This window comes from Haloparvum sedimenti (genome assembly GCF_001462205.1).
GTDB classification, from domain to species: Archaea; Halobacteriota; Halobacteria; order Halobacteriales; family Haloferacaceae; genus Haloparvum; species Haloparvum sedimenti.
On sequence record NZ_LKIR01000008.1, the window covers coordinates 32,294 to 55,255 of the forward strand.

29 protein-coding genes and 1 tRNA gene are annotated in these 22,962 nt (G+C 69.9%); 12 read left to right on the forward strand and 18 right to left on the reverse strand.

What is annotated here, in order from left to right:
• Window positions 1-458: 458 nt before the first annotated feature.
• The 5 genes from AN233_RS00570 to AN233_RS00590 form a co-directional block, all read right to left on the reverse strand.
• Window positions 459-1,100: a 30S ribosomal protein S3ae gene (locus AN233_RS00570; RefSeq protein WP_058364936.1), complete on the reverse strand. Its 642-nt coding sequence runs from the start codon at window positions 1,098-1,100 to the stop codon at window positions 459-461.
• Window positions 1,097-1,420 (reverse strand): KEOPS complex subunit Pcc1, encoded by a 324-nt coding sequence (locus AN233_RS00575; protein ID WP_058364937.1) that lies wholly within the window; start codon window positions 1,418-1,420, stop codon window positions 1,097-1,099. Before AN233_RS00575 ends, AN233_RS00570 begins: the two co-directional genes overlap by 4 nt.
• On the reverse strand, window positions 1,417-2,574 hold the full coding sequence (locus tag AN233_RS00580; RefSeq protein ID WP_058364938.1) for a hypothetical protein: 1,158 nt from the start codon (window positions 2,572-2,574) through the stop codon (window positions 1,417-1,419). Before AN233_RS00580 ends, AN233_RS00575 begins: the two co-directional genes overlap by 4 nt.
• 98 nt (window positions 2,575-2,672) lie before the next feature.
• Window positions 2,673-3,140, reverse strand: a complete 468-nt coding sequence (locus AN233_RS00585) for a 30S ribosomal protein S15 (RefSeq protein WP_058364939.1) — start codon at window positions 3,138-3,140, stop codon at window positions 2,673-2,675.
• A gap of 234 nt (window positions 3,141-3,374) precedes the next feature.
• Entirely contained in the window at window positions 3,375-3,752 is a 378-nt protein-coding gene (locus AN233_RS00590) for a hypothetical protein (RefSeq protein ID WP_058364940.1), read from the reverse strand.
• Between the two features lie 882 nt (window positions 3,753-4,634).
• Between AN233_RS00590 and AN233_RS00595 the strand changes: the two genes are divergently transcribed.
• From AN233_RS00595 to AN233_RS00615, 5 genes are all read left to right on the forward strand, one after another.
• Window positions 4,635-5,711 (forward strand): MBL fold metallo-hydrolase, encoded by a 1,077-nt coding sequence (locus AN233_RS00595; RefSeq protein ID WP_058364941.1) that lies wholly within the window; start codon window positions 4,635-4,637, stop codon window positions 5,709-5,711.
• Window positions 5,712-6,191: 480 nt separating this feature from the next.
• Window positions 6,192-6,476: a signal recognition particle subunit SRP19 gene (srp19, locus tag AN233_RS00600; protein ID WP_058364942.1), complete on the forward strand. Its 285-nt coding sequence runs from the start codon at window positions 6,192-6,194 to the stop codon at window positions 6,474-6,476.
• Window positions 6,473-6,709, forward strand: a complete 237-nt coding sequence (locus AN233_RS00605) for an H/ACA ribonucleoprotein complex subunit GAR1 (protein WP_058364943.1) — start codon at window positions 6,473-6,475, stop codon at window positions 6,707-6,709. The genes srp19 and AN233_RS00605 overlap by 4 nt, the downstream gene beginning before the upstream one ends.
• 170 nt (window positions 6,710-6,879) lie before the next feature.
• Window positions 6,880-7,737 carry a CPBP family intramembrane glutamic endopeptidase gene (locus AN233_RS00610; protein WP_058364944.1) on the forward strand — a complete coding sequence of 286 codons (858 nt, stop codon included), beginning with the start codon at window positions 6,880-6,882 and terminating at the stop codon, window positions 7,735-7,737.
• Between the two features lie 57 nt (window positions 7,738-7,794).
• Entirely contained in the window at window positions 7,795-8,799 is a 1,005-nt protein-coding gene (locus AN233_RS00615; protein ID WP_058364945.1) for a presenilin family intramembrane aspartyl protease PSH, read from the forward strand.
• Window positions 8,800-8,823: 24 nt separating this feature from the next.
• Here AN233_RS00615 and AN233_RS00620 read toward each other — a convergent pair whose 3' ends face one another.
• From AN233_RS00620 to hisC, 7 genes are all read right to left on the reverse strand, one after another.
• A complete protein-coding gene (locus AN233_RS00620; protein ID WP_058364946.1) occupies window positions 8,824-10,269 on the reverse strand; it encodes a cytochrome P450 in 1,446 nt (481 codons plus the stop codon).
• A 78-nt stretch (window positions 10,270-10,347) separates the two neighbouring features.
• Window positions 10,348-10,851 (reverse strand): PUA domain-containing protein, encoded by a 504-nt coding sequence (locus AN233_RS00625; protein WP_058364947.1) that lies wholly within the window; start codon window positions 10,849-10,851, stop codon window positions 10,348-10,350.
• 70 nt (window positions 10,852-10,921) lie between these two features.
• On the reverse strand, window positions 10,922-11,119 hold the full coding sequence (locus AN233_RS00630; RefSeq protein WP_058364948.1) for a hypothetical protein: 198 nt from the start codon (window positions 11,117-11,119) through the stop codon (window positions 10,922-10,924).
• Window positions 11,120-11,142: 23 nt separating this feature from the next.
• Entirely contained in the window at window positions 11,143-11,640 is a 498-nt protein-coding gene (locus tag AN233_RS00635) for a LabA-like NYN domain-containing protein (RefSeq protein ID WP_058364949.1), read from the reverse strand.
• Window positions 11,641-11,733: 93 nt separating this feature from the next.
• Window positions 11,734-12,336: a CDP-alcohol phosphatidyltransferase family protein gene (locus AN233_RS00640; RefSeq protein WP_058364950.1), complete on the reverse strand. Its 603-nt coding sequence runs from the start codon at window positions 12,334-12,336 to the stop codon at window positions 11,734-11,736.
• Window positions 12,337-12,361: 25 nt separating this feature from the next.
• Window positions 12,362-12,883 (reverse strand): adenylate kinase family protein, encoded by a 522-nt coding sequence (locus AN233_RS00645; protein ID WP_058364951.1) that lies wholly within the window; start codon window positions 12,881-12,883, stop codon window positions 12,362-12,364.
• On the reverse strand, window positions 12,883-14,007 hold the full coding sequence (hisC, locus tag AN233_RS00650; protein WP_058364952.1) for a histidinol-phosphate transaminase: 1,125 nt from the start codon (window positions 14,005-14,007) through the stop codon (window positions 12,883-12,885). The genes AN233_RS00645 and hisC overlap by 1 nt, the downstream gene beginning before the upstream one ends.
• Window positions 14,008-14,139: 132 nt before the next feature.
• On the opposite strand from hisC, the gene AN233_RS00655 reads away from it, so the two are divergent.
• Window positions 14,140-14,859 carry a metal-dependent hydrolase gene (locus AN233_RS00655; protein ID WP_058364953.1) on the forward strand — a complete coding sequence of 240 codons (720 nt, stop codon included), beginning with the start codon at window positions 14,140-14,142 and terminating at the stop codon, window positions 14,857-14,859.
• A 93-nt stretch (window positions 14,860-14,952) separates the two neighbouring features.
• The gene (locus AN233_RS00660; RefSeq protein ID WP_058364954.1) at window positions 14,953-15,351 is read left to right on the forward strand and encodes an OsmC family protein; all 399 of its coding nucleotides are present in this window, start codon (window positions 14,953-14,955) and stop codon (window positions 15,349-15,351) included.
• A gap of 167 nt (window positions 15,352-15,518) precedes the next feature.
• On the opposite strand, the gene AN233_RS18210 is transcribed toward AN233_RS00660, so the two are convergent.
• Window positions 15,519-15,644, reverse strand: a complete 126-nt coding sequence (locus tag AN233_RS18210) for a hypothetical protein (protein WP_281176505.1) — start codon at window positions 15,642-15,644, stop codon at window positions 15,519-15,521.
• 129 nt (window positions 15,645-15,773) lie between these two features.
• On the reverse strand, window positions 15,774-16,553 hold the full coding sequence (locus AN233_RS00665; protein WP_058364955.1) for an HAD-IIA family hydrolase: 780 nt from the start codon (window positions 16,551-16,553) through the stop codon (window positions 15,774-15,776).
• A 165-nt stretch (window positions 16,554-16,718) separates the two neighbouring features.
• On the opposite strand from AN233_RS00665, the gene AN233_RS00670 reads away from it, so the two are divergent.
• The 4 genes from AN233_RS00670 (at window position 16,719) to AN233_RS00685 (ending at window position 19,878) form a co-directional block, all read left to right on the forward strand.
• Window positions 16,719-17,489, forward strand: a complete 771-nt coding sequence (locus AN233_RS00670; protein ID WP_058364956.1) for a GTP cyclohydrolase III — start codon at window positions 16,719-16,721, stop codon at window positions 17,487-17,489.
• Between the two features lie 252 nt (window positions 17,490-17,741).
• Window positions 17,742-17,903: a hypothetical protein gene (locus AN233_RS00675; RefSeq protein ID WP_245625924.1), complete on the forward strand. Its 162-nt coding sequence runs from the start codon at window positions 17,742-17,744 to the stop codon at window positions 17,901-17,903.
• A gap of 245 nt (window positions 17,904-18,148) precedes the next feature.
• Window positions 18,149-19,585 carry a lamin tail domain-containing protein gene (locus AN233_RS00680; RefSeq protein WP_058364958.1) on the forward strand — a complete coding sequence of 479 codons (1,437 nt, stop codon included), beginning with the start codon at window positions 18,149-18,151 and terminating at the stop codon, window positions 19,583-19,585.
• Window positions 19,582-19,878, forward strand: a complete 297-nt coding sequence (locus AN233_RS00685; protein ID WP_058364959.1) for a DUF3006 family protein — start codon at window positions 19,582-19,584, stop codon at window positions 19,876-19,878. Before AN233_RS00680 ends, AN233_RS00685 begins: the two co-directional genes overlap by 4 nt.
• A gap of 137 nt (window positions 19,879-20,015) precedes the next feature.
• On the opposite strand, the gene AN233_RS00690 is transcribed toward AN233_RS00685, so the two are convergent.
• The 4 genes from AN233_RS00690 to AN233_RS00705 all read right to left on the reverse strand — a co-directional run bounded on the left by AN233_RS00690 (window position 20,016) and on the right by AN233_RS00705 (window position 21,875).
• A tRNA-Trp gene (locus AN233_RS00690) sits at window positions 20,016-20,190 on the reverse strand.
• A 151-nt stretch (window positions 20,191-20,341) separates the two neighbouring features.
• Window positions 20,342-20,569 (reverse strand): DUF5795 family protein, encoded by a 228-nt coding sequence (locus tag AN233_RS00695; protein ID WP_058364960.1) that lies wholly within the window; start codon window positions 20,567-20,569, stop codon window positions 20,342-20,344.
• A gap of 58 nt (window positions 20,570-20,627) precedes the next feature.
• Window positions 20,628-21,674, reverse strand: a complete 1,047-nt coding sequence (locus AN233_RS00700) for a DUF5794 domain-containing protein (protein WP_058364961.1) — start codon at window positions 21,672-21,674, stop codon at window positions 20,628-20,630.
• Complete coding sequence (locus tag AN233_RS00705) at window positions 21,675-21,875, reverse strand: hypothetical protein (protein ID WP_058364962.1); 201 nt, start codon at window positions 21,873-21,875, stop codon at window positions 21,675-21,677. It lies immediately after the preceding gene.
• Window positions 21,876-22,220: 345 nt separating this feature from the next.
• Between AN233_RS00705 and AN233_RS17800 the strand changes: the two genes are divergently transcribed.
• Window positions 22,221-22,962 (forward strand): IMP dehydrogenase (locus AN233_RS17800; RefSeq protein WP_245625926.1); only part of this gene is annotated, 742 nt, incomplete at its 3' end.

A 22,962-nucleotide genomic window follows, 5' to 3' on the forward strand; every position in this document is an offset into this window, starting at 1 on the left:
GACCGGCCGCGGCACGCGCTGCGCTCCTCAGACAATCGCGGCGACACAGGGTCGCCGCGGAACTGCGGTGCTTGCGGCGCCGGGGCCGGATCGAACCGGCTGCCCCTTTCAGTCCCGCCCACCGCAGCCGCACCGCAACCGCCCCGCACCGCGACCGCAGCCTCACGCCTCCCCAGCCTCGCCGCGGCCGCGGTCGCGCGACCGCACTACACCGCTGCGCGACCGCGGCCGCGGGCTCCCTCGCGCGCGTTTCTCGCGCGCGCCGACCGCATCAGCACCGCACACGCTACCGCACCAGTACCGGGACCGCGGCACACGGGTCCGCTTCCCAGTGCACTGCTCTGCCTCGTGTAGCCGGATGTCGACGCTCCGGTCGTCCTACCGAGGACCGGCGCCGCCGCTGGCGGGCGCGATAAACGGAGAAATCGGTGTTCGAGTCGGCCGGGAGCGGCGCGGCGCTACTCCTCGACGGCGACTTCGTCCTCGTCCACGTCGACGGCGGCCTCCTCCTCGGCGGCGACCTCCTCCGGGCGCGCTTCGAGGGTCAGCTTCTGGACCTCGACGCGGCGCAGCGGGTAGATGGTCTTCGCCTCGCCGTAGATGGCGGAGGAGAGCCGACCCTCGACGATGGAGTCGACGAACTCGGCGAAGGTGCGCTCCTCGGCGGCCGCCTCCACCTGGTCGATCATGACCCGGCGGATGGCCTTCTCCTGGGAGCGGTCGGCCTTCTTGGTCGTGAACGCCACCGGCTGCACGCGGATGCGGTGGTCGTCCGTCGTCAGCACCGTGATCGACGCCTCGACCTTCGAGGCGCCGCGGCGCACGAGCGAGCGCAGGTAGTCGCGCGTCAGCTCGTACTTGATGAACTCGGTGTAGGCCGCGTCCGAGCCCACGTCGGTGATCTTGAACGTCAGCTTCGTGTTGTTGGCGCCGGAGTCGCCCGTCAGGTCGCCCAGCGTCGTGGTGATCGTTCGGCCGATCACCATGTCGGGCTCCTCGGCGACGGTCTCCCCGATCTCCTCCCGGTCGAACTGCTCGGGGGCGATCACGGAGTACCAGCGCTTGCCTCGCTTCTGCTTGGATACGGATCGTTCGCTCATGTATCGTGTGTGTTGTCGTTGGATGCGGCGGACTCGCCCGCGTGGGCGCGTCCGCGCTCGATGACGCGGTCCGCCACCGTCAGGTTCACCACGTAGTCGTCGACCGTGGACAGCAGTCCGCCGGTCGTCTCTCGCCCGACCTCGCAGACGATCGCGTCGCCGTCGACGCGCGCGTCCATCGAGGCCGTGTCGTCGGGGGCGAGCGCGGCCGCGACGAGGTCGGCGTCGGCGTGGGTCGTCCGCAGGGTCGCCGTCCGGGTGACGGCGCCGTCCGCGGACGCGGTCTCGCCGTTCGCCGTCCCGCTCGCGTCCCCGCTCATAACGCCCCCCTGACCGCCGCCGCGACCTCGGTCACGTCCCCGTCGAACCGGGCGGCGCCGCGGGTCGGCGTCCCCCAGCCCTCCCCGTCGAAGTCGACGGCGAGCTCCCGGAGGACGCCCCCGAGGTCGACCGGCTCCGTCGCCGCGGCCGCGAGCGCGCCCGCCTCCGCGGAGAGCGCGAGCGCGACCGGCTCCGGCGACAGGTAGTCCCGCGCGAGGCGGGCGACCGTCGGGAGCGTCGCGGCCGGGGCGTCGGTCCGGACGACGGTCGCGCCGTCGTACCGACCGGTCGTCGCGCCCGCCAGCGCGCGGTGGGCCGCCAGCCCGTGCGTGCGCCACGCGTCGAGCGCGGCGCTCCGGAGGTCGTCGCTCGGCTCGTCGGCGAGCGCGAGCGCGATCCCCGTGCCGGGCGCCTGGTGCGCCAGCGCGTCGAGCACGTCGGCGTAGCCGCCGACCGTGGCGAACGGCGCGTCGTCGCCGTCCGTGGCGTACGGGCGGAGCGCGCGTTCGACCGCGGTCGCGGCCCGCTGACTCGCGTCGGGTGCGGTCGCGGCGTCGACGGCGACCAGCGACGCCAGCCGCCGGTGGGCGTCGGCGTCGAGGTCGGCCGGGAGCGACAGCTCCGCGAGCGTCGCCCGCGCCGCCTCCGGCTCGCCCGAGTAGGGGAGCCGGAGCAGCGTGGACGCCGAGAGCCCGTCCGCCAGGTCGGCGGTCGGGACCGCGACGCCGGGGCGCCGCTCGACGCGACCGGTCCGCTCGGCGGCCGCCAGCGCGTCGCCGGAGCCGTCCGTGCCGGGGACCGATCCCGCGGCGACGACGCCGGCCAGCGCCAACACCGGGTCGGGGTCGGCGCCCAGCTCGCGGGCGACCGCGAAGGCGGTCGTGCTGGCCGGGCGCCCCTCCCCGGAGACGGCGTGCGCCCCCGCGTCGGCGCCGACCGTCACGGACACGTCCTCCTCGGACGGATCCGGGTCTGGGTCGGCTGCCACCCGCGCCTGGAACGGGGTGTTCCGGGCGCGGAGCGCGCGGGCGAGCAGCGCCACCGCTGCCAGCGAGTCGCCGTCGTCGCGGGCGACGAGCCGAACGAACGGCGCGTCGCGCAGGACGCCGGCGAGCGCGTCGGGGGCGGCGTCGGCGGATGCGGTTTCTGTCACGGTCGGATGTGGTCGGGCGTGGGTCGCGTATCGGTTGCGTCTGGGTCAGTCGACTGTCGATGTCGGGTGTGGTGGACCGTTCGGTGGTGATGCGTCGGTTATTCGTTCAGCAGTTCGGCCGCGGTCTCGTAGTCGTAGACGAAGTCCTCGTCGAGCTGGTCGCCGCGGTAGTAGTCGACGAGTCGGCGGATCTTCGACTCCGTGTTCTGCAGCGCGCGCTTGTTCTGGTGGTCCTGCTGGTTCTCCGCCATGTGCTCGCGCAGGTTGACGGCGCGTTCCATCAGGTTCCGGAGGTCGGACGGCAGGTCGCCGGCCGCGTCGTTCTCCTCGAGGATCTCGGTCACCTTCTTCCCGGTCGCCAGCTTCACGTCCGGGATCGGGGTGCCCTTCACGCCCTCGTCGCGCAGTTTGAGACCGATGACGGCGGGCTCGTGGCCCTGCTCCGCCAGTTCGACGACGCGGGACTCGATGTCCTCGGCGTCGACGTCGCTCCACTCGGGGTCGTCTGCCGCCACGGGCTTGTCCGAACCGGACGAGCCGCGGCGACGGGTGTGCATTCGTGCCATCGTTCGAAGTTGGAACGGCACAACCGCGGACCTGTGACCTCGGCTCCGCGCGACGCTGGTCGGCGGCAAACGCCGCTGCGACCGTCGCCGGGGGAGCCGGCGGTGCACTGCCGCAATCCCAAGCGCGCCAATCGACGCGCGAGTCGGATTTGCGGCTGTGCTGTTCCCGTCGAAAACCTGTCCGTCCGGGGACTTAAGAGCTTGCTATTCGTCCGAATCGCGGTCGTTCGGCGGTCACAGAAGCAGTCGACCCGCCACGTAGACGGCGACCGCGGACGCGATCCCGAGCGCGAGCGCCTTCGCGTTCAGCCGAACCGCCCGTTTTCTGTCGGCCTCCCGGGCCGCGTCGTCGGTGACCTCGCGGTTCCCCGCTCCCACATCGAAGACGCCCAGCGCCGCGAAGCCGACGCAGAAGCGCTCGCGGTACTGCAGGATCCCCATCGCCGCGCCGTACAGCGGGAAGACGGTCGCCAGCAGGTAACTCGCCGGGAACTCGCCGATAACGACGACCGCGATCAGGACCGCCGCCGCGACGAGGGACCCGCCACCGAGCGCGAGACGCTTGCGCTGCTCGCCGGGGCCGATGTTGCAGACGCCGGGTTGATACTCCATGTTCCCGGGTCGCATCGGCGCGGATAAAGTCGCGTCGGTGAACTCCGTCAGAACGGGACGGACATCCGACTTCTGAACCCGGCGGTGGGACAGTGCGGTCGCGGTGCTGTTGCAGTTGCGGTGCTGATGTAGTAGCGGTGCCGTGCAGTCGGCGCGCGCCGCGGCGACCCCGAAGCGTGTCGCCGCGACCGCGCGAGGGAGGCCGCGGGCCGGCCGCATGCGGTGCGGTTTCGCGGCCGGCCCGCGGCCGAGGCTGGGGAGGCGTGAGGCTGCTGTGCGGTTGCGGTGCGGCTGCGGTGCTGTGCGGGGTGGGACTGAAAGGGGCAGTCGGCTCGGTCCCGCCCGGACGACGCTCTCGCGAGCCTGCCGAGCGAGAGTCAGCAAGTCGCAGCCCGGAACCGTCCGTCGGGCTGTGCCGAGAGACGCAACGGAACGCCCGGACCGTCTTGCCAGACAAGCACCGCAGCGGGCGGTGTCTCCAGCGTCGCCGTGAGCGCGGTGCGGAGCGAACGGCGGCTCGAAAATCTCCGATTTTCGGCGCGCTACTGCACGCTGGAGGCTCGCGAGACGCGGTTTGTCTCGCCAAGCTGAGAGCGAGGAGCACAGCGAGGGTCCCGCGAGCTTGCCGAGCGGGACGACGGCAGTCGCAGCCCGGACCCGTCCGTCGGGCGTTGCTGAGAGACGCAACGGAATGCCCGGACCGTCTGCCGGTACGCGGCCGGTCGAGCCGGCTGGGGCTTTCTGAGTGTTGCTGTCCAGATCAGCAGGATCGACAGCAGAGGCAGAAATGCGGAACCCCAGCAAAACGACGACAAATCACGAACGCTCCGATAAGTATCGAAAGTGGCAACGCTCAAAGGGGCGCACGACCCACATTTACGAGTGAAGCGAATCAGGCTCGGGAACACCGTCTTCGAGGGGCTGAACAACGTCTACCTGTTCGACGGCGAGACGACGGCGCTCGTCGACACGGGCGTCGCGCTCCCCGAGGTGCGGACGGAGCTGGAGGAGGGACTCGCGGCCGCGGGGCTCGCGCTCGCGGATGTGGACGAGGTGTACCTCACCCACTGGCACCCGGATCACGCCGGCCTCGCGGGCGACGTGCAGGCCGAGAGCGACTGCGAGGTGTTCGTCCACGAGGCGGACGCGCCGCTGGTCTCGGGCGCCGAGCCGTCATTCCTCGAGGACCGGGACGCACAGGAGCGCGTCTTCGAGTCGTGGGGGATGCCCGCCGAGGCCCGGGAGTCGCTCCAGTCGTTCATCGGCGGGACGATGGACGACCTCCGGGGTGCGGACGCGGAGGTGACGCCCTTCGCGGACGGCGACCGGTTCGAGGTGAACGGGACGGAGCTGGAGGCGGTTCACCTCCCCGGCCACGCCGACGGGCTGACGGCGTTCGCGTTCGACGCGGCGACGGTCGCCGACGAGGGCGGTGCGGACGTGGGTCCCGAGGAGTCCCTGCTCGGCGACGGCATGGGCGAGCAGGCGTTCGTCGGCGACGCGATCCTGCCGCGCTACACGCCGAACGTCGGCGGCGCGGACACGCGCGTCGCGCACCCGTTGCAACGCTACGCCGAGAGCCTCGTGCGCGTGGTCGAGCGCGACTGGGCACGTGTACACCCGGGCCACCGCGACGCCATCGAGGCCCCGAGCCGTCGCGCCGCGGTCATCTTGCAGCACCACCGCGAGCGCACCGAGCGCGTGATCGACGTGCTGGACGAGCACGGCCCCTGCGACACCTGGACGGTCTCCGCGCACCTGTTCGGCGACCTCGACACGATCCACATTCTCCACGGACCGGGCGAGGCCCACGCGCACCTCGACCACCTCGAAGAGGCGGGTGTCGTGGAGCAGGACGGCATCGAGTATCGACTTCTCGACGCGAACCCGGACGTGGACTCGCTGTTCCCCGAGACCCGATTCGCGGGCACGGTCGAGGTTGAGACGGAAGGGCACTGAGGCGGCCGCGGAGGAACCCTTCCGTAAGCGGTGACTGTGTGGCGGATTTCTGTCGGCAGTGACTGTGTGGCGATTTTCTGTCGGCAGTGACTGTGTGGCGATTTTCTGTAAGCGGTGACTGTGTGGCGGATTTCTGTCGGCAGTGGCTGTGGGGCGGATTTCTGTCGGCAGTGGCTGTGGGGCGGATTTCTGTCGGCAGTGGCTGTGGGGCGGATTTCTGTCGGCAGTGGCTGTGGGGCGGATTTCTGTAAGCGGTGGCGGTCGCAGTGCGTCGGCGGTCGCAGTACGGTGGCAGTTCCGTGACAAGGTTTGAGTACCGCGGCGGCGCGAGGGCGCGAAGCGCCCGCAGCGCCGACCGCGGCACCTTTTTGATCGACATTTTTCAAGGGAGCGGTGAGCGCGGCGCAGAGCGCCGCGCGAACCCGACCGCAGAAAAAGGTCGGTCGAAAGGATCTTACCCCGCGCGCTCGCTCTCCCGGTATGGTCGAGAACGTCATCTACCCCGCGTACATCGATGCGGACCTGACGCGGTCGGAGGGGCGACGTGTCCCCCGGGATCAGGCGGTCGAGGAACCGACCGTCGACGAGATCGCGAAGGCGGTTCAGCAGGTGGGGTACGACGCGGTGATCGAACGCGAGAAGGCGTATTCGCGGGAGTTCGAGCCCCGGGGACGCGTGCTCGTCCAGGGGACGGAGGACACGGCCAAGAACGACCTTGTGCAGGCGGTCGCAGCGTACGTCAACATCCTGCGCGACGAAGCGTGAAGCGCGTCGGCAACGTGGTCCGAACCGCGCAGGGGCTCGCGATCGCGCGCGCTGACGCGGACGGCGCGGGAGAGGCGGCCGACATCGGGGACGTGGTCGTCGACGAGTCGCTCTCGACGGTCGGTCGCGTCGTGGACGTGTTCGGCCCGGTAGAGCGTCCCTACGTCGCGGTGACACCGAACGACGGCGTCGAGTTGGCGTCGCTGGTGGGCCAGCAGCTGTACGCGCGGTGAGGGTCGCGGGAGATCCTCACACGCCGGCGTAACGGTTTTGCGCCCCCCGGCGGATCCTCCGGCAGTCATGGTCCCCGAGCGAGCGACGGCAGTCGGCGGAGGAGTGGTGACGAGCATCGAACGGGCGACGAACGACCCGGACATCGGACGAGAAGTCCGGCGGAGCGACGATGTCTGACATCGACCGCGACCGGCTCGGACTGTTCGTCGGGGTTCTGATCGCGGCCGCGGTACTCCTGGTCGCAGCCGCCCGGGCGCTCGGCGTCTCCACCGTCGCGCTCGCGCCGGTCTACATGTTCTCGCCGCTCGTCGCGGGACTGGTCGTCTGTCTGCGTCACGATGTTGGGGTTCGGGAGGTCGGACTCCGCGTCGGCCGGCCGCCGTGGCTGCTCGCGGCCCCGTTCGTCGCCCTCGGGCTCGTGGGCGTGACGCTGGCGGTGGCGGTCGCCGTCCCCGGCGTCGCGTTCGACCCGACCGGCGACCCCCTCCCCGGCGTCGGGCTTCCGGCCGGACCGCTCGGCGTCGCGGCGGCGCTCGGACTGGCGCTGGCGCTCGGTGCGACCGTCAACGCCGTCTTCGCGTTCGGCGAGGAGTTCGGCTGGCGGGGCTACCTGCTGTGGGAGCTCGCGCCGCTCGGGTTCTGGCGGGCGTCGCTCGGCGTCGGCGCGCTATGGGGCGTCTGGCACGCGCCGGTGATCGCGGCGGGCTACAACTACCCCTCCTTCCCCACGGTCGGAGTCGCGGTGATGACGCTGGCCTGTATCGCCTTCTCACCGGTGTACACGTTCCTCGTCGTTCGCGCGGAGTCGGCGATCGCGGCCGCGCTGCTCCACGGGGTGTTCAACGGCTCCGCGGGCCTCGTGCTCGTCTACGCGGCCGCGTCGAACGTCCGACTCGCGGAGCTCGTTGCGAGCCCGGTCGGCGCGGCGGGGATGGCGGCGTTCGGCCTCGCTGCGGTCGCCATCGCTCTCCGCGGGGCGCCGACGCTCGACCGGTCGTTCGCGGCCGGGGATCGTACCGATCCCTGATTCCGGCAGCCGCTCGAAGCGCAACTGCAAAACGCCCCCGCGTCGAACGCCCGGTAGATGATTCCCCGCGCGTATCGCGGCGTCGGATTCGTCGTGGCGCTTTTCGTCCTCGTCCAGCTCGGCGCGCTCGCGCTCGTCCCGGAGTTCGTCGAGAGCGGCTACCAGCCCGTCGAGAACCCGCAGGACCCGACGAACAGCGTGCTCTACATCGCCGCCATCCTCGTGATGACGGCGCTGATGCTCGCGGCGTTCAAGTACGAGTTCGACTGGGCCGTCCGGCTCGTCATCGTCGGGACCTCCGCGTGGCTCTCGTGGTACGTCTTCTCCGCGCTGTTCTCGCCGGTCCTCGCCGCCGTCCCCGCGCTCGCGGTCGGCGTCGCGCTGCTCGTCCATCCGGAGTGGTACGTCATCGACACCGCCGGGGTGTTGATGGGGGCCGGCGCCGCGGGGCTGTTCGGCATCTCCTTCGGCGTGCTCCCGGCGCTGGTTCTGCTGTCCCTGCTCGCCGTTTACGACGCGATCTCCGTCTACGGTACCGAACACATGCTCTCGCTGGCCGAGGGCGTGATGGACCTCAACATCCCGGTGGTGCTCGTCATTCCCCTGTCGCTGTCCTACTCGCTGCTGGACGACCGCGAGGGAGAGTCCATGGAGGCTGGCGAGGCCGCTGAGGCTGACGAGGCCGCTGAGGCTGGCGAGACCGCTGAGGCTGGCGAGGCCGCGGAGACGGAGGCCGAGGCACCCGACATCGAGGACCGCGACGCGTTCTTCATCGGACTCGGGGACGCGGTCATCCCCGCGGTGCTGGTCGCCAGCGCGGCGACGTTCCTTCCGGAGGCTGGCGCGCTCGACGTGCCCCTGATCGGGCTCAACCTGCCCGCGCTCGGCGCGATGGTCGGCACCGTCGCCGGCCTGCTCGTGCTGATGAGCTGGGTCATGAAGGGCCGGGCACACGCCGGGCTTCCCCTGCTGAACGGCGGCGCCATCGCCGGCTTCCTGCTCGGATCGGTCGCGGCGGGCATTCCGCTTCTCGAGGCGGTCGGACTGGCCCGGTTCCTCTGAGCGGCATCGACCCTCGTCGGAGTTTTACCGCCGTTCGACGCGCATCTCGACCGGTCCGTCCGGGCGCAGCGTGATCGACGGCGCGAACGAGAGGTCTCCGAGCGGGTCGAACGTCCAATCGCGCGCGAGCGTCGCCAACACAAGTCGCGCCTCCATCATGGCGAAGCGGTCCCCGACGCAGCGCCGCGGCCCGCCGCCGAACGGGAAGTAGGAGAAGGCGGGCATCGAGTCGGTCAACTCTTCCGTCCACCGCTCCGGTCGGAACTCGGTGGGTGCGTCGTACACCGCGGGGTCGCGGTGAAGCACCCACTGCTGGAAGCTCACCGTCGATCCGGCGGGGATCCGGTAGCCTCCGAGAGTCACGTCTTCGGTCGGCTCGCGAAGCAGCTCGTGGACGGGGGGATACAGCCGCATGGTCTCCTTGACGACTCGCTCCGTGTAGTCGAGTTCCGCCAGGTCCGCGACGGTTGGATCCCGGTCGCCGAGCACGTCGTCGACCTCGGCCCGGAGCCGCTCGGCGACTTCAGGGTGCCGACCGAGCTGGTGGCACGCGTAGGTGAGCGTCAGCGCGGTCGTCTCGTGGCCCGCCAGCAGGAGGGTGACGACCTCGTCGCGGAGCTGTTCGCGGGAGGCGTCCGCCTCGTCGCTCTCGCGGAGCAGTCTGACGACGTTCGGACCGGGACCGGCGTCCGCGGGTTCGTCGGTCCGCTCCGGCCTCTCGCCATCTGTCGCCCCATCGCTGTCGGCGGCCGCCAGCTGTCTGTCGACCACCGCGTCGGCGACCTCCTCCAGCGTGGCGAGCGCGCGTCGGTAGCGCCGGTTACCGGGCGTCGGGAGCCAGACCGGGACGTCCACGGGACGGCGACTCCGGCGCTCGACGTGGTCCATCACGGCGCCGAGCGCGTCGCTCACCGCGTCCTCGAACTCCGTCACGTCGACGCCGAACAGCGCCTCCGCGGCCACCTCGACCGTCAGCGACATCATGTCGTCGTGGACGTTCCTGACCTCGCCGTCGCTCCAGCCCGCGGTCTCAGCGGTCGCTCGGTCGACCATCGCGTCTGCGTACGCGTCGAGCCGATCCGGCGCGAAGGCGGGCTGGATCGCGTGTCGCTGCCGGCGCCAGAACGACCCCTCGCTCGTGAGCAGCCCGTTCCCGAGCGGCGGCTCCAGCGCCGCCATGAACAGCTCGCCCTTGCGGTAGCGCTCGTTGTCGTGGACGAGCACCTGCTGGACGAGGTCGGGGTCGCTCAGCTGGAAGAAGGGCTCGGTGCCGAGCTCGTAGTACGCGACGGGACCGTGCTCGCGGGCGGTCCGCGTCCAGAAGGCCAACGGGTCGTCGAGGAAGGCGAAGGTGTTGCCAAGCACCGGGAGACCGTCGGGGCCCGGCGGACGCTCCTCCGCCCGGTTCTCCTCGCCGGCCTCGGAGGAGGCTGAGGCGTCGCCGCCCCCGGATGGCGTCGTGTCGCTCATGGTGAAAGATGGACCCGCGACTCCTTGGCGTTTGGGTGGGTGACCGCTGTTACAAAAATCGCGGAGCGCTTCCGATTCCTACAGATCCTCGACGCCGTCCCGCACCTTCACGGCCATCCCGGTGTCGAACGCCAGCATCTCCGACGCGGAGAGCTCCGCGCGCCCCACCGCGAGCAGGCGGTCGTCCTCGTGGACGACCAGCAACTCGTCGCCCGGTCGGACCGCGTCGTCGACCGCGGTGACGAATTTCGCGAAGACGTTGCTTCCGTCGCGGACGAACGGTTCGCTTTCGTCACCGACGGTGACGCGGTAGGTCGGGGGATCGAGCGCCTCGTGGAGCCGCGCGCCGCCGGCGATCCCGAGACGGAAGCGGCCGTCGGTGCCGTACGTCACCAGCCGGTCGCCCTCCGCGCTGCCGGGTGTCTCGGTCACGTCGCCGGCAAGCACCTGCCGCGGGCGGCCGCCGCTGGACCGCCGAACGGTGTGCTCGTCGCTCGGCGGGAACAGCGCCGCACCCGCGCCGGCGCCGAACTGGTAGTCGGCGGTCACCCGCAGATCCGCGAGATCCTCCGCGTCGCTCATGGGGGCACTCGCGGCGGCGCGCTCAAAGCGGTTCCGGACCGCGGGCGTCGCGGGGGGACAGGCTCGACGGCTACTGCGGGAGGTCCGCCAGCCACAGCCGCAGCCAGCCGAACCCGGCCGCGAGGGCGATTCCGAGGGCGATGCCGACCGCGAGGCTGTCGAGCTGACCGCCGACCGCGAGCCCGAGCGCCATGCCGAGAACGGCGGGGAGCGCGAGCGCAACGAGGCGGTCGTCGACCGGGTCCGGGTCGCGCTGACGGGAACTCATGGAGGGATCTGGAACGGCCGGCGTTAAAGCAGGAACGCGTCCTCCTCGTCCTCCATGTCGTGGAAGGAGTCGGCCGCGTCGATCAGCTCTTCGGCGGTCGACGAGCCGAGCCCGATCGCCTCGACGCGAACCCCCTCGTGTCTGAGGTGGGTGCAGAGCCGCGCGAAGTCGCCGTCGCCGGTACAGAGGACGACCGTGTCGACGTGGCTCGCCAGCGAGACGGCGTCGAGGCTCATCCCGAGGTCCCAGTCGGCCTTCTTCGTCCCGTCGGGGAACGTCTTGATGTCCTTGATCTTCGTCTCGAAGCCGATGTCGCGCAGCGCCTCGAAGAAGCTCTCCTCCTCGGGCGAATCGGCGCGGATGACGTACGCGATAGCGCGCACGAGCGACCGGTCGCCGACCGCCCGTTCCAGCAGGCCGGCGTAGTCGACGTTCCGGGAGTACTTGCTCTGTGCGGAGTGATAGAGGTTCTGCGAGTCCGCCAGCACCGCGACGCGCTGGTCGGCGTGGGTCACGCTCATTGATCGGTCCTTTCGCCGCCATCGTTTATCAACTTCGGGCCGCGGGCGCCGGTCGGCGCGGTCGGCCTCCCGAGTCGTCGGTCAGTCCTCAGATCAGAGGTCCCGCCACGCGCCGAGGAACCGCTGGAGCGCGGTGAGGTGACCGACGACCGCGAAGAGGACGAGGAGGAGGTCGACGACGCCGAGTCCCGCGACCAGCTCCCGCGGGACGACCGCGGCCGCGAACCCGACGAACCCCATCAGCGCGAGCCGGTCCGCGCGGCCGAGGAGGCCGCCGTACTCGCGGCCGAGCCCGACCGCCTGGATCTGCGTGCCGAGGTAGGAGGTCATCAGGACGCCCGTCACCGCGAGCAGCCCGAGGTCGTACCGACCGATCCCCGCGGCGAACCCGGCGATGATCGCGATGTCGGCGTAGCGGTCGAGCACGTGGTCGAGCAGGTCGCCGCCCTCCGAGGCGACCGCCTGCTCGCGCGCGAGCGCGCCGTCGACGAGGTCGAGCCAGCCGTTCAGAAACACCAGCACCGCGCCCGCGGCGTACGCCGCCGCGGTACCGACGTAGAACGCGCCGCCGGCGGCGACCGCCGCCGCGAAGGCGATCACGCTCACCTGGTTCGGCGTCAGCCCGAGCCGGTCGGCCGCGGCGACCCACGGGCCGAGGAGGCGTTCCGCCACGGACCGGTACTGATCGAGCGTCATACGCGGGGACGCTCCCGGGCCAGCCTCATAAGTACCCCGTGAACTCGACCGTCCCGGCGCTCGGTTCGCGGTCCCCCTCCAGGACCGCGCGAATGGCGTCGGCCACCTCCGCCGGACTCCGGTCCGTGGTGTCGACCTCGTAGACGTTCTCGCGCCCGAACCGTTCGACGGCCTCCGCGAGCACCACGTCGAGCGCCTCCGACTCGGCGTTCTCCGCGGCCGACTCGGCGGACTCGCCGCGCTCGCGGAGGCGCTCCTCGATGACGGCCGGATCACACCGGAGGACGACGACCGCGTCGGCGTCGAAGTGGTGCGCGAGGTGCGACTCCAGAACCCCCTCCCAGTCGCCGAGCTCCTCCCGGACCGCCTCGAAGTCGACGACGCGCGAGCCGCCCCGGGCGTCGTCTCGCTCGGTCCAGAGGTCGTCGTCGCCCTTGATCCGCTCGTTGAGGTGGATCACCTCGGGGGCGTCCTCCCATCGGTCCGCCAGCAGCTCGGTCGCGGTCGTCTTGCCCGTCCCGGGTGTACCGGTTACTGCCAGCCGCATCAGGCGTGGACACCCTGTTCGAGCTCGGCGAGCACGTCGTTGAGGGTCGCGACGGCCCGCTCGGTCCCCTCTCGCGTGCCGGTCGAGATCCGGATGCAGGCGGGGAGTCCGAACGAGCTACAGTCCCGGACGATGACGCCCTCGCGCTGGGCGGCCTCGCAGACCGCCTCGGCGTCGCCGACCTCCGCGAGCACGAAGTTGCCCGCCGAGGGGTACGTCGGCGCGTCGAGTTCCTCGCGGATGTACGCGCGCGCCCACCGGGCGCTCTCGATCGACTTCTCGACGTGGTCGTCGTCATCGAGCGCGGCCAGCGCGGCCCGACAGGCCAGCTCGCTCGCGGCGAAGGGCGTGTTCACGCGGGCGTAGGCGTCGGCCCACGCCTCCGGCACGACCGCGTAGCCGACTCGCAGACCGGCGAGCCCGTACGCCTTCGAGAAGGTTCTGAGGACCGCGATGTCGTCCCGTGTGTCGGCGTACGAGGCCCCGCCGCCGTCCTCCCGGATCAGCGAGACGGCGCTCTCGCTCTCGTCGAACTCGCCGTACGCCTCGTCGACGACGACGAGGGTACTGTCGGCCGTGGCGTCCGCGAGCGCGACCACGTCGTCGAGGTCCATCGTGGAGCCGGAGGGGTTGTGCGGCGAGGTGACGTAGACGATGCGCTCGCCGGCGTACTGCTCCAGCACCGTCTCGGCGGTCTGGACGAAGTCGTCGGCCTTCTCGAGTTCGTACTCGTTGGCTTCGCCGTGGTGGTACCGCGCGGACATGCCGTAGTAGGCGAAGCCCGGCGTCGGGACGAGGATGTCGTCGTCGGGCTCCAGCATCGCCCGCGAGAGGTAGTCGATGGAGCCGTCCGCGCCCGGCGAGAGCCACACCTGCTCGTCGGTCACGCCCCACTTCTCGGCGAGGCGGCTCGTCAGGTCCGTGTGCGAGGCTTTCGGGTAGACGCTGATGCCGTCCGCGTGCTCGCGGATCGCGGCGACGGCGTCGGGGCTGGCGCCGTGGGGATTCTCGTTCGAGGAGAGCTTGATCAGCTCCTCGGGGTCGAGTCCCAACTCGCGGGCGACCTCCTCGACGCCGCGGCCGGGGACGTACGGGGAGTTCGCTGAGAGGTCCCGTGGTTGCATACCTCCTCGTCGGCCGCGGGCGCCCTTAAGACTGCCCGAACGGGACGCCGATGCACGGTCGCTCAAGGGCGTTCTCGATCCGCCCACGGCGGCGGCATTTATTAGCGTTCCGCGACATGTTCCAGCCGAACCATGGAACTCACCTGGCACGGCCACTCCACGTGGCACGTCACCGTCGACGACACCGACCTGCTGATCGACCCGTTCTTCGACAACCCGAAGACGGACGTCTCGCCCGAGGAGTTGGACCCCGACTACCTCCTCTTGACCCACGGCCACGCCGACCACATCGGCGACGCCGACCGCTACGAGGGCGCGACCGTCGTCGCGACGCCGGAGCTCGCGGGCTATCTCGAGGACAACATGGGTCACGAGAACGCCGTCGGCGGCATGGGGATGAACCTCGGCGGCACCGTCGAGTGCGGCGACGCGTGGGTGACGATGGTGCGCGCGGACCACTCCAACGGCATCGAGACCGGCTACGGCACCTCCGCGGGGATGCCCGCCGGCTTCGTGGTCTCGGACAAGAAGCCGACACAGGAGTCCGACGCCGACGCGACCGCGTTCTACCACGCCGGCGACACGGCGCTGATGTCCGAGATGAAGGACGTGATCGGGCCGTTCCTCGAACCCGACGCGGCCGCGCTCCCGGTCGGCGACCACTTCACCATGGGGCCGGCACAGGCCGCGATCGCCGCGGACTGGGTCGGCGCGGACGTGGTCTTCCCGATGCACTACGATTCCTTCCCGCCGATCGAGATCGACACCGACGACTTCGTGCGCGAAGTGAAGGCGACGGCCGGCGCGGCCGAGGCCGTCGTCCTCGACGGCGACGAGACCTACGAGCTCTAGCCGTTCGACAAGACGGCCCGGCGGCGCCGCGCGTGCGTGTGGACCGCCCGCGACCGCCATCTTTAGGACGCGACCGGCCGAACGTGAGCGCGTATGTCTGACATCGAGACCACCACGGTCAGCGAGGAGGGCTACGCGTCCACCAGCCACGTCGGCGACTTCGACCTGCAGATCGACGCCACTGACGAGACGGGGCCGAACCCGAACGCGACGCTCGTCGCGACGTACGCCTCCTGTTTCCTCCCGGCGTTCCGCGTCGGCGGCAGCCAGCGCGGCGAGGAAGACCTCGGCAAGCTCCAGATCGATGCCTCCGCGGAGCTTGACGACGACGACGACCTGGCCGCGATCAGCTTCGACCTCCACGTCGAGGCCGACCTCAGCGAGGGCGAGCTCGACGAGATCGTCGACCGCGCCGAGGACATCTGCCACGTCCACTCCGCGCTCCGCGAGGAGCTCCACGCCGACATCTCCGCGTACGGCGACGCCTTCTGAACCCGGCGGTACGCGTGCGCTGAATCACGAATTGCGACCGACCGTTTTCTCAGGCGACCGACCGGTTTCTAAGCGGTCCGTTCCGTTCGATCGCCTTCCGCCACGAACGCCTCCGCGTGGCTGTAGAAATCGGCTCCGAGAACTGCGGATCGGCTACCAACTACGGATCAGTATCTGTACTCGTTGAACTGCACCGCGTGTCCCTCGACGACGACCACGCGGTCGTCCTCGGGGTCCTCCTCCCGTTCGACCTCCGTTTCGCCGTCCCAGACGTGCGGCGAGTCGTTCTCCATGTACGCTACGTCGCGATTCGTCAGTTTAAATCTTTGGTGCGTGGTGTCACGCACCCCGGGAGGAGTTCGCTCGAGGCGGCCGCGCGGGCCGCACGATCCGACCGGTCGATCAGCCGATCACGCGGTCTATCAGCCGATCACGCGGTCGATGTCGCCCAGCGAGTCGAGGACGTAGTCCGGCTCGTGATCGCTCGCGGCGAGCGTCGCGTCGTCCGTGACGCCCGTGCGCACGAGGACGGTGGTCATCCCGGCACGCTCGCCGAGGACGATGTCCGTGTTCAGGCGGTCGCCGACGAGGAGACACGTTTCCGGGGGATGCGGCAGGCGCTCGCGAACGACCTCGACCGCGGCGTCCGAGGGCTTGCCGAGCACCGCGTCGGGGTCGCGCTCCGCGACGCCCGCCACGGCGTTGATGATCGCACCCGATCCCGGTACGTCGCGCTCGGGCGCGGGGATCACCACGTCGGGGTCGGTGCCGATGAAGGGAACGTCACGCTCCAGCACCCACAACGCCTCACAGAGGTCCTCGTAGTCGAACTCGTGGTCGATGGAGGCCACCAGCGCGTCCGCGGCCTCGACCGCGTCGGTCGTCGACAGGTCCGCGGCCGCGAACTGCTCGCGCAGTCCGGGAGCGCCGATCAGGAACAGCTCGTCGTCCGCGTGGTGCTCCCGGAGGTACCGCGTCGCGACCGTGCCGGCGGTGACCACCTGCTCCGCGGTCACCTCGAAGCCGGCGTCGCCGAGTCGGTCGACGTAGGCGGACGGCGCCTTCGTCGGGTTGTTCGAGACGAACAGCGTCTCCAGTCCGGCCTCCCGGATCCGGCGGTATCCCTCGGGCGCGCCGGGGATGGGGTCGTTGCCGCGCACCACGGTGCCGTCGACGTCGAGGACGGCGCCTCGATAGTCCATGGGCGTCACAGGGGCCGGCGAACCGTATCGGTTCCGTCCGCGCACTCGGCCGCACGGCGGGGCGGACCGGCGGCCGTTTCCGGTGCTTATCTCAGTATCGGGACGAGTCACGGCTTGTGGATAACGGAAGGATAAAGCGGGCGCCGACCGGAGAACCGCCTACCCGTGACGACCACCCAGCTGACTCTCGTCCAGATCGACAACTACGGGCCGTGGACCGTGACGCCGGAACCGCGCCGGGAGATGGACCTCCAGACGCTCCAGTCGCGGCTGTTCGCGGACCTCGCGCAGTTCGTCGGCTCGCGGAACGGCTACGTCTTCTTCACGCGGTTCGACAACATGATCGCCGTCACGAACGGTCTCGACGGCGAGGACCACGCCGCGCTCCAGGAGACGGTCCGCAACCGCTACCCGGTGACCGTGAGCCTCGGCGTCGACGTGGCGACCCGACCCATCGACGCGCTGGAGTCCGCGACCGAGCGCCTGCAGGTCCGCGGCAGCGCACAGGACGAGGCCCGGACCGAGGTGCTCGACGGCGAGTACCTCGCCGACCGCGCGGACGACGACCTCGCGCTGGCGCATTTCGACGTGGTCGACGCCACCGGCACCTACACCGACCAGCTCAACGCGTTCGACACGTTCATCGAGATCGAGCAGGCGTACGCCGCGCTGATGCGATACATGCGGGCGGAACACGGCGCGCTCTCCTTCTTCGTCGGCGGTGACAACGTCATCTCGGTCTGCCCGGACGTGACCGAGGTCGGCTACCGCGACGCGATCGACCACGTCCGCCGCGAGACCGGCGTCGAGGTCCGCGTCGGGGTGGGCCGCGGCCGGCACGCCCACGAGGCGGGATTCGCGGCCAAGCACGCGCTCGAAGCCGGCCGCGAACGCGAAACGGCGGTCGAGTTCGCCGGAGCGCCCCTGCCGAAATAGGCCCTCGCCGGTACGCCCTCCCGGACCCGGTCCGGCCTCGGAACGGGGAGTCGCGTCCCGGCGCTTCGGACCGCCCGATGATTTCGAGGCGATCGAGGGCACGATGTCAAGAATTATTACGTTTTTCGGTCCGTTCACACAGATTTTTATATGCGTATTCTGTTCGACTTAACTGGAATGCCGGGCGATATCGTATTCATTTGCACGTCGGACGACTGCGCGGCGGGACCGTGGGAGGGAGCCCACGATGCGATGGCCCACTGCGCCGAGAAGCCGGGCCACGCGTACACCGGACGCCCGCGGGGCGAGGTCGACGCCGAGCCGATTCCGGCGACGAACGTCGAGTCGCAGGACAACAGGAACCTCCAGCACAAGGGGAACCCGGAGGGCGCACGCGCCGAAGACGAGTCGTAACGCACCGCGAGGCCCGCGGGGTACCGATCCGGCTATCCTGACCGGCGTGTCCGTCGTTTCACGAGGGGCCGAAGAGGACCCGCGAGACGAGACGGGCGTCTCCGTCCGTTTCGTTCCGATCCGGCAGCGGGAAGGAACTGGACCGCCTTTTCGGCGATTATCGGTCGCCGATCGGTACAAACTCAATTGCACGTGAGTAGGTAACAAACGGCAATCGGTTTGGTAGCGTAGGGTCTGTATGCGACATGCGAGTAGCCGGAGGCAAGCGACGGGCCCTCCTGACGGTCTGTCTCGTTCTCCTCGCGGGCTGTGCGGGCGGGATTCCGGGCGATCAGACGCCATCACAGCCGGTTCCGAGCCAGGGCTCTCCGGCCGACGGGGCGGCCGGCAGCCTCGAGGTCCACTACATCAACGTCGGGCAGTCGGTCAGTACGCTCATCGTCGGTCCGGAGGGGGAGACGATGCTCGTCGACACCGGTCACTACAACGACGACGGCGAGTACGTGTTACGGTACCTCCAACGGCACGACATCACCCGGATCGACCATCTCGTCACCTCGCACAACGACGCGGACCACATCGGCGGCAACGCGGCGGTCATCGAGTATTACGAGACGGAAGCGGAGGGGATCGGTGCGGTCTACGACCCGGGGATCGCGTCGAGTAGCCAGACGTACGCCGAGTACCTGGACGCCGTCGAGGAGCACGACGTGACGCTGTACGAGACGCGCGAGAGAGACGCCATCCCGTTCGGGGACGTCGACGTCGACGTTCTCGGACCGCCGGATCCGTACCTCGAGAACGAAGCGCGCAACGAGAACAGCATCGTCCTCAAGCTCACACACGGAGAGACGAGCTTCCTGCTCACCGGCGACGCCGAAGACGACCAGGAGGAGTACCTGATCGACACCTACGGCACGGAGCTCCGGTCGACCGTGCTGAAGGCCGGCCACCACGGCTCCGCGAGCTCCTCGAGCGAGCCGTTCCTCGGTGCGGTGCAACCGAGGGCGGTCGTCGTCTCGAGCGCGTACGACTCGCAGTACGGACACCCGCACGAGGAGGTCCTCGAGCGGCTGTCCGAGCGGTCGCTCCCGACGTACTGGACGGCGACGCACGGCGATATCGTGCTCGTCAGCGACGGGAACGGCGTTTCCGTGCGGACGCAACGAGACGCGCCGACGGATCCGCTCGCGCTCCGCGACGCTGACCCGATCGCCCCAGGGACGACCGACCCCGTCGCGGAGCGCGCGCGGCTCGGCGGCGACCCGGTCGACGACGGTTCCGGGAGTGACGGCGACGCGACCGACGACACCGGTGAAGAGACAGAGACGACGCCGACCGAGTCGGGCACGGCGCTGGAGGTCGCCGCGATCAACGCGGACGCCGAGGGTGACGACCGCGAGAACCTCAACGACGAGTACGTCGTCTTCGAGAACACGGGCGAGGAAGCGATCGACCTCTCCGGGTGGACGGTCGAAGACGAGGCGGGCCACAGCTACGCGTTCCCGGACGGCTTCACGCTCGCGGCGGGTGAGACGGTGACGCTGCGAACCGGAAGCGGAACCGACACCGACACCGAGCTGTACTGGGGCTCCGGATCGCCGATCTGGAACAACGACGGCGACACGGTGATGCTCTCCGACGACGACGGAGAACGCGTGTTGGAGGTGAGCTACGAATGACCGACATCGAACTCCCGGATGGCGAGTACACCGCGGTCGTCGACAGCGTCGAGGACGGACTCGCAACCGTGTTCTTCGAACGCGGCGGCGAGGAAGTCGGGAACGCGGTCCTGGAGGCCGCACGGCTCCCCGCAGACGCACGCCACGCGGACGCCGTCCTCTCGGTGACCGTCCGCGACGGCGTCCTCGCGTCCGCGTCCTACGACCCCGAGTCGACCGCGACCCGCGCGGACGCCGCACAGGACCGGTTCGACCGCTTATCGAAGCGACCGCCTTCCGACGACGACACGTGACGGAGAGGTCCTCGGAATCCCTCCCCGGGTGAACGGTCCGGCGCATCCGACGCCCACGCGGCGGCACCTCTTGGACTGAGGCGCTTTAACTCGGAAACGTATCGCTAAGAAGCGAGAAGTTAACCTCAAAACTGCTATGGGGCCGGAGGGATTTGAACCCCCGATCGACTGATATCTCCGGTTGCGCCTCGGAACTCCAGAGGGTCGTCAACGCGGCCGATGATCAGTCGGCCGCTCGGAATACCAGTCTGGAGTGTCGTCCCCGGCGCGGCCTCTGGAGTCAGTCGCCATCCCTGGCTTGGCCACAGCCCCGAGCGATCTTGCGAATGTGGGTTGTCCGGAGGTACGTAAAGGGGTTTCGATACGGCGTGATCGGGGCAGGGCGGGGCCGTCCGCGGAGGCGTCCGCGGAGTGTCCCCCGGGGCGATCAGCGGCGAGAGCGCGGTCTCGTAACCCGCCGGTGCTACTCGTCGCGGTCGGTGTCGCTCCAGTCGCACTCCTGGCATTTGTAACCGGTGACGAACTCGGTGACGGTCGGCATGTAGCCGACCCGTATCACGTCGCTGCCGCAGTCCGGGCAGTCGCGGTCGGCGTCCTCGATCGACTCCGCCTCCAGCGGAGCCTCGCCCTCGATAAGTTCGGCCAGCTTCTCCGGCGTCACCATCCGCCCTTGCACGACGCGGTTGCTCATGGTTGGGAGAGCGCGGCGTCGACCTAAAGCCCGACGGTCGGGAGGGGCGCGGGAACGGCTAGAGCCACGGGGCGCGCGACTCCCCCGAGTCGTCGCCGTCGCGGTCGGACGCGTCCGGTTCCTCGACCGTTTCGGCCGGTTCGCCGTCGCCGTCGGTCACGACTGCCGGTGAGTCGGCCGGGGGGCTCGATCCGGACCCGTCCGCGGCCGCGTCGGTCGCGGTCGGCGCGTCGCCTCGAACCGGTTCGGGGGTGGGATCCGCACCGGGGAGGGAGTCGTCCTCCGCGGCGGGAGCGTCCTGGTCTTCCGGTTCCGCGCCGCGGTCGTCCGGGCTGTCGTCGTCGCGTTCGCTGCCGATCCCCTCGGACTCGGGGTCGTACGCGAACAGGCCGGTGACGGCGAGCACCGCCAGCGCGACCGGCGCGTCCGTCTGCATTACGCCGAAGGGGCCGAGCAGGATGGGAAGCGCGAGGACGCCCAGCGCGACCGCGGAGCCGAACCGGAAGCGGTCGATGTCGACGCGTCCGCGCAGCTGGGGCGACAGGGTCGCGACGCCTAACGCGAAGGCGACGCCGACGCCCGCGGCCGCGGCGCCGCGCAGCACCGTCTCGGGGTCGTTCAGAAGCGCCAGTTCCGCGCCGGCGGGCTGGAAGCTCGCCACCAGCCCGAGCGAGATGATGACGGCGGGGCTCGGGAGGCTCTCGCCGACCTTCGAGGAGGCGGTCTTGGCGGCGATGGTCAGGATAACCAGCCCCGCGAACCGCTCGAAGACGGCCATGTTCAACAGGCCCTCGATGGTGGGCGCCAGCGCGGCCTGTATCCCGGCGACCGGGACGATGAGCGCACCGATGAGCAGCACCGAGGTCGCCTGCTGGCGGCGGGTGCCGTCCATCTCCGCGAGGATGACCGCGACGGTCGCGGAGCCGCCGAAGATCAGCAGTCCGGTCTCGAGGATGCCGAACGCGCTGTCGAGCACGCCGGCCAACACCAGCGCGGGGAAGATGCCGTCGACGAGCGGCAGCGCCATCACGGTCGCCAGCAGCTTCGTCGCGCCACCGACCTGCCGCTCTAAGCGGAGCGCGATCGGGTGTTGGGAAACGCTCATTCAGGCGGCGTGGCCCTCACCGGCGGGCCGACGGTGGTGTGCGGACTCCCCACGATAGCCGAGCGCGTCGTCGTGAGTGCGTCCGAACGGAGCCGTCCAGTCCCGTGTAAATGTGCGAATATTGCCGGTTTTGAAGAGGGCGCCGAGACGGCGGATCGGCTGGCCGGCAACACTCGTCACAGCGGGACTGTCGGAGTCCATACTTCATCATCCGAACGGCAGGGGTTAAACGTTGTGTGAGGGATGTCCGCATACGCCAGAATATTCGTACAGTCCTTTTTAAACGGAGTTTGAGAGTCGTAGACGATCGTCCGATTCCGGCGAGAGTTCCACGGTTTCGGGCGCCGGAATCCGATCCCTCACGAACGTCCGTTCGCGTCGATCTGCTCGCGCGCGGTCATCATCCGCCGGGTTTGAGACACGAGACGGAGCACTGGCCGCCGATATCGATCCACGGATGCGAATATATCCCGAATTCGGATGCGTCCGACCCACACGTCGATGCTGACTCGCAACGCTTTTCCCGGATCCGCCGCGACCCTTGACATGGCGAAGGACGCTCCCACCGACGAGCCCTTTTCGGAGAAACTCCGCGAACCGGAAGCGCTGACCTTCGACGACGTGCTGCTCCGACCCAAGGAGAGCCGCGTCGAACCCGACGACGCGGACCTGTCGACGCGCGTGTCGCGGAACGTCGAGCTCACCCTGCCCGTCCTCTCGGCCGCGATGGACACCGTCACCGAGAGTCGGATGGCGATCGCGATGGCGCGTGAGGGCGGACTCGGCGTGCTCCACCGCAACATGACCGTCGAGGAGACGGCCGCCGAGATAGAGCGGGTCAAGCGCGCACACGAACTGGTGATCCGCCGCGAGAACGTCGTCACCGTCTCGCCCGAGATGACCGTCCGCGAGGCCGACTCGACGATGGAGCGCGAGGGCGTCTCCGGCGCCCCCGTCGTCGACGAGGACGACACCGTGCTCGGCATCATCTCCGGGACCGACATCCGCCCGTATCTGGAGGTCGGCGAGGAGGACGCCGTCCGCGAGGCGATGACCGACGAGGTCATCACCGTCGACGAGGACGTCGACGCTCGCGCGGCGCTGGAGCTGATGTACGACCACAAGATCGAGCGCGTTCCGGTCGTGGACGACGACGACCGACTCGTCGGGCTGGTGACGATGCAGGGGATCCTCCAGCGCCGCGAGCACGAGGACGCCGCCCGAGACGACGACGGCCGCCTGATCGCCGGCGTCGCGGTCGGCCCCTTCGAGGAAGAGCGCGCGGTCG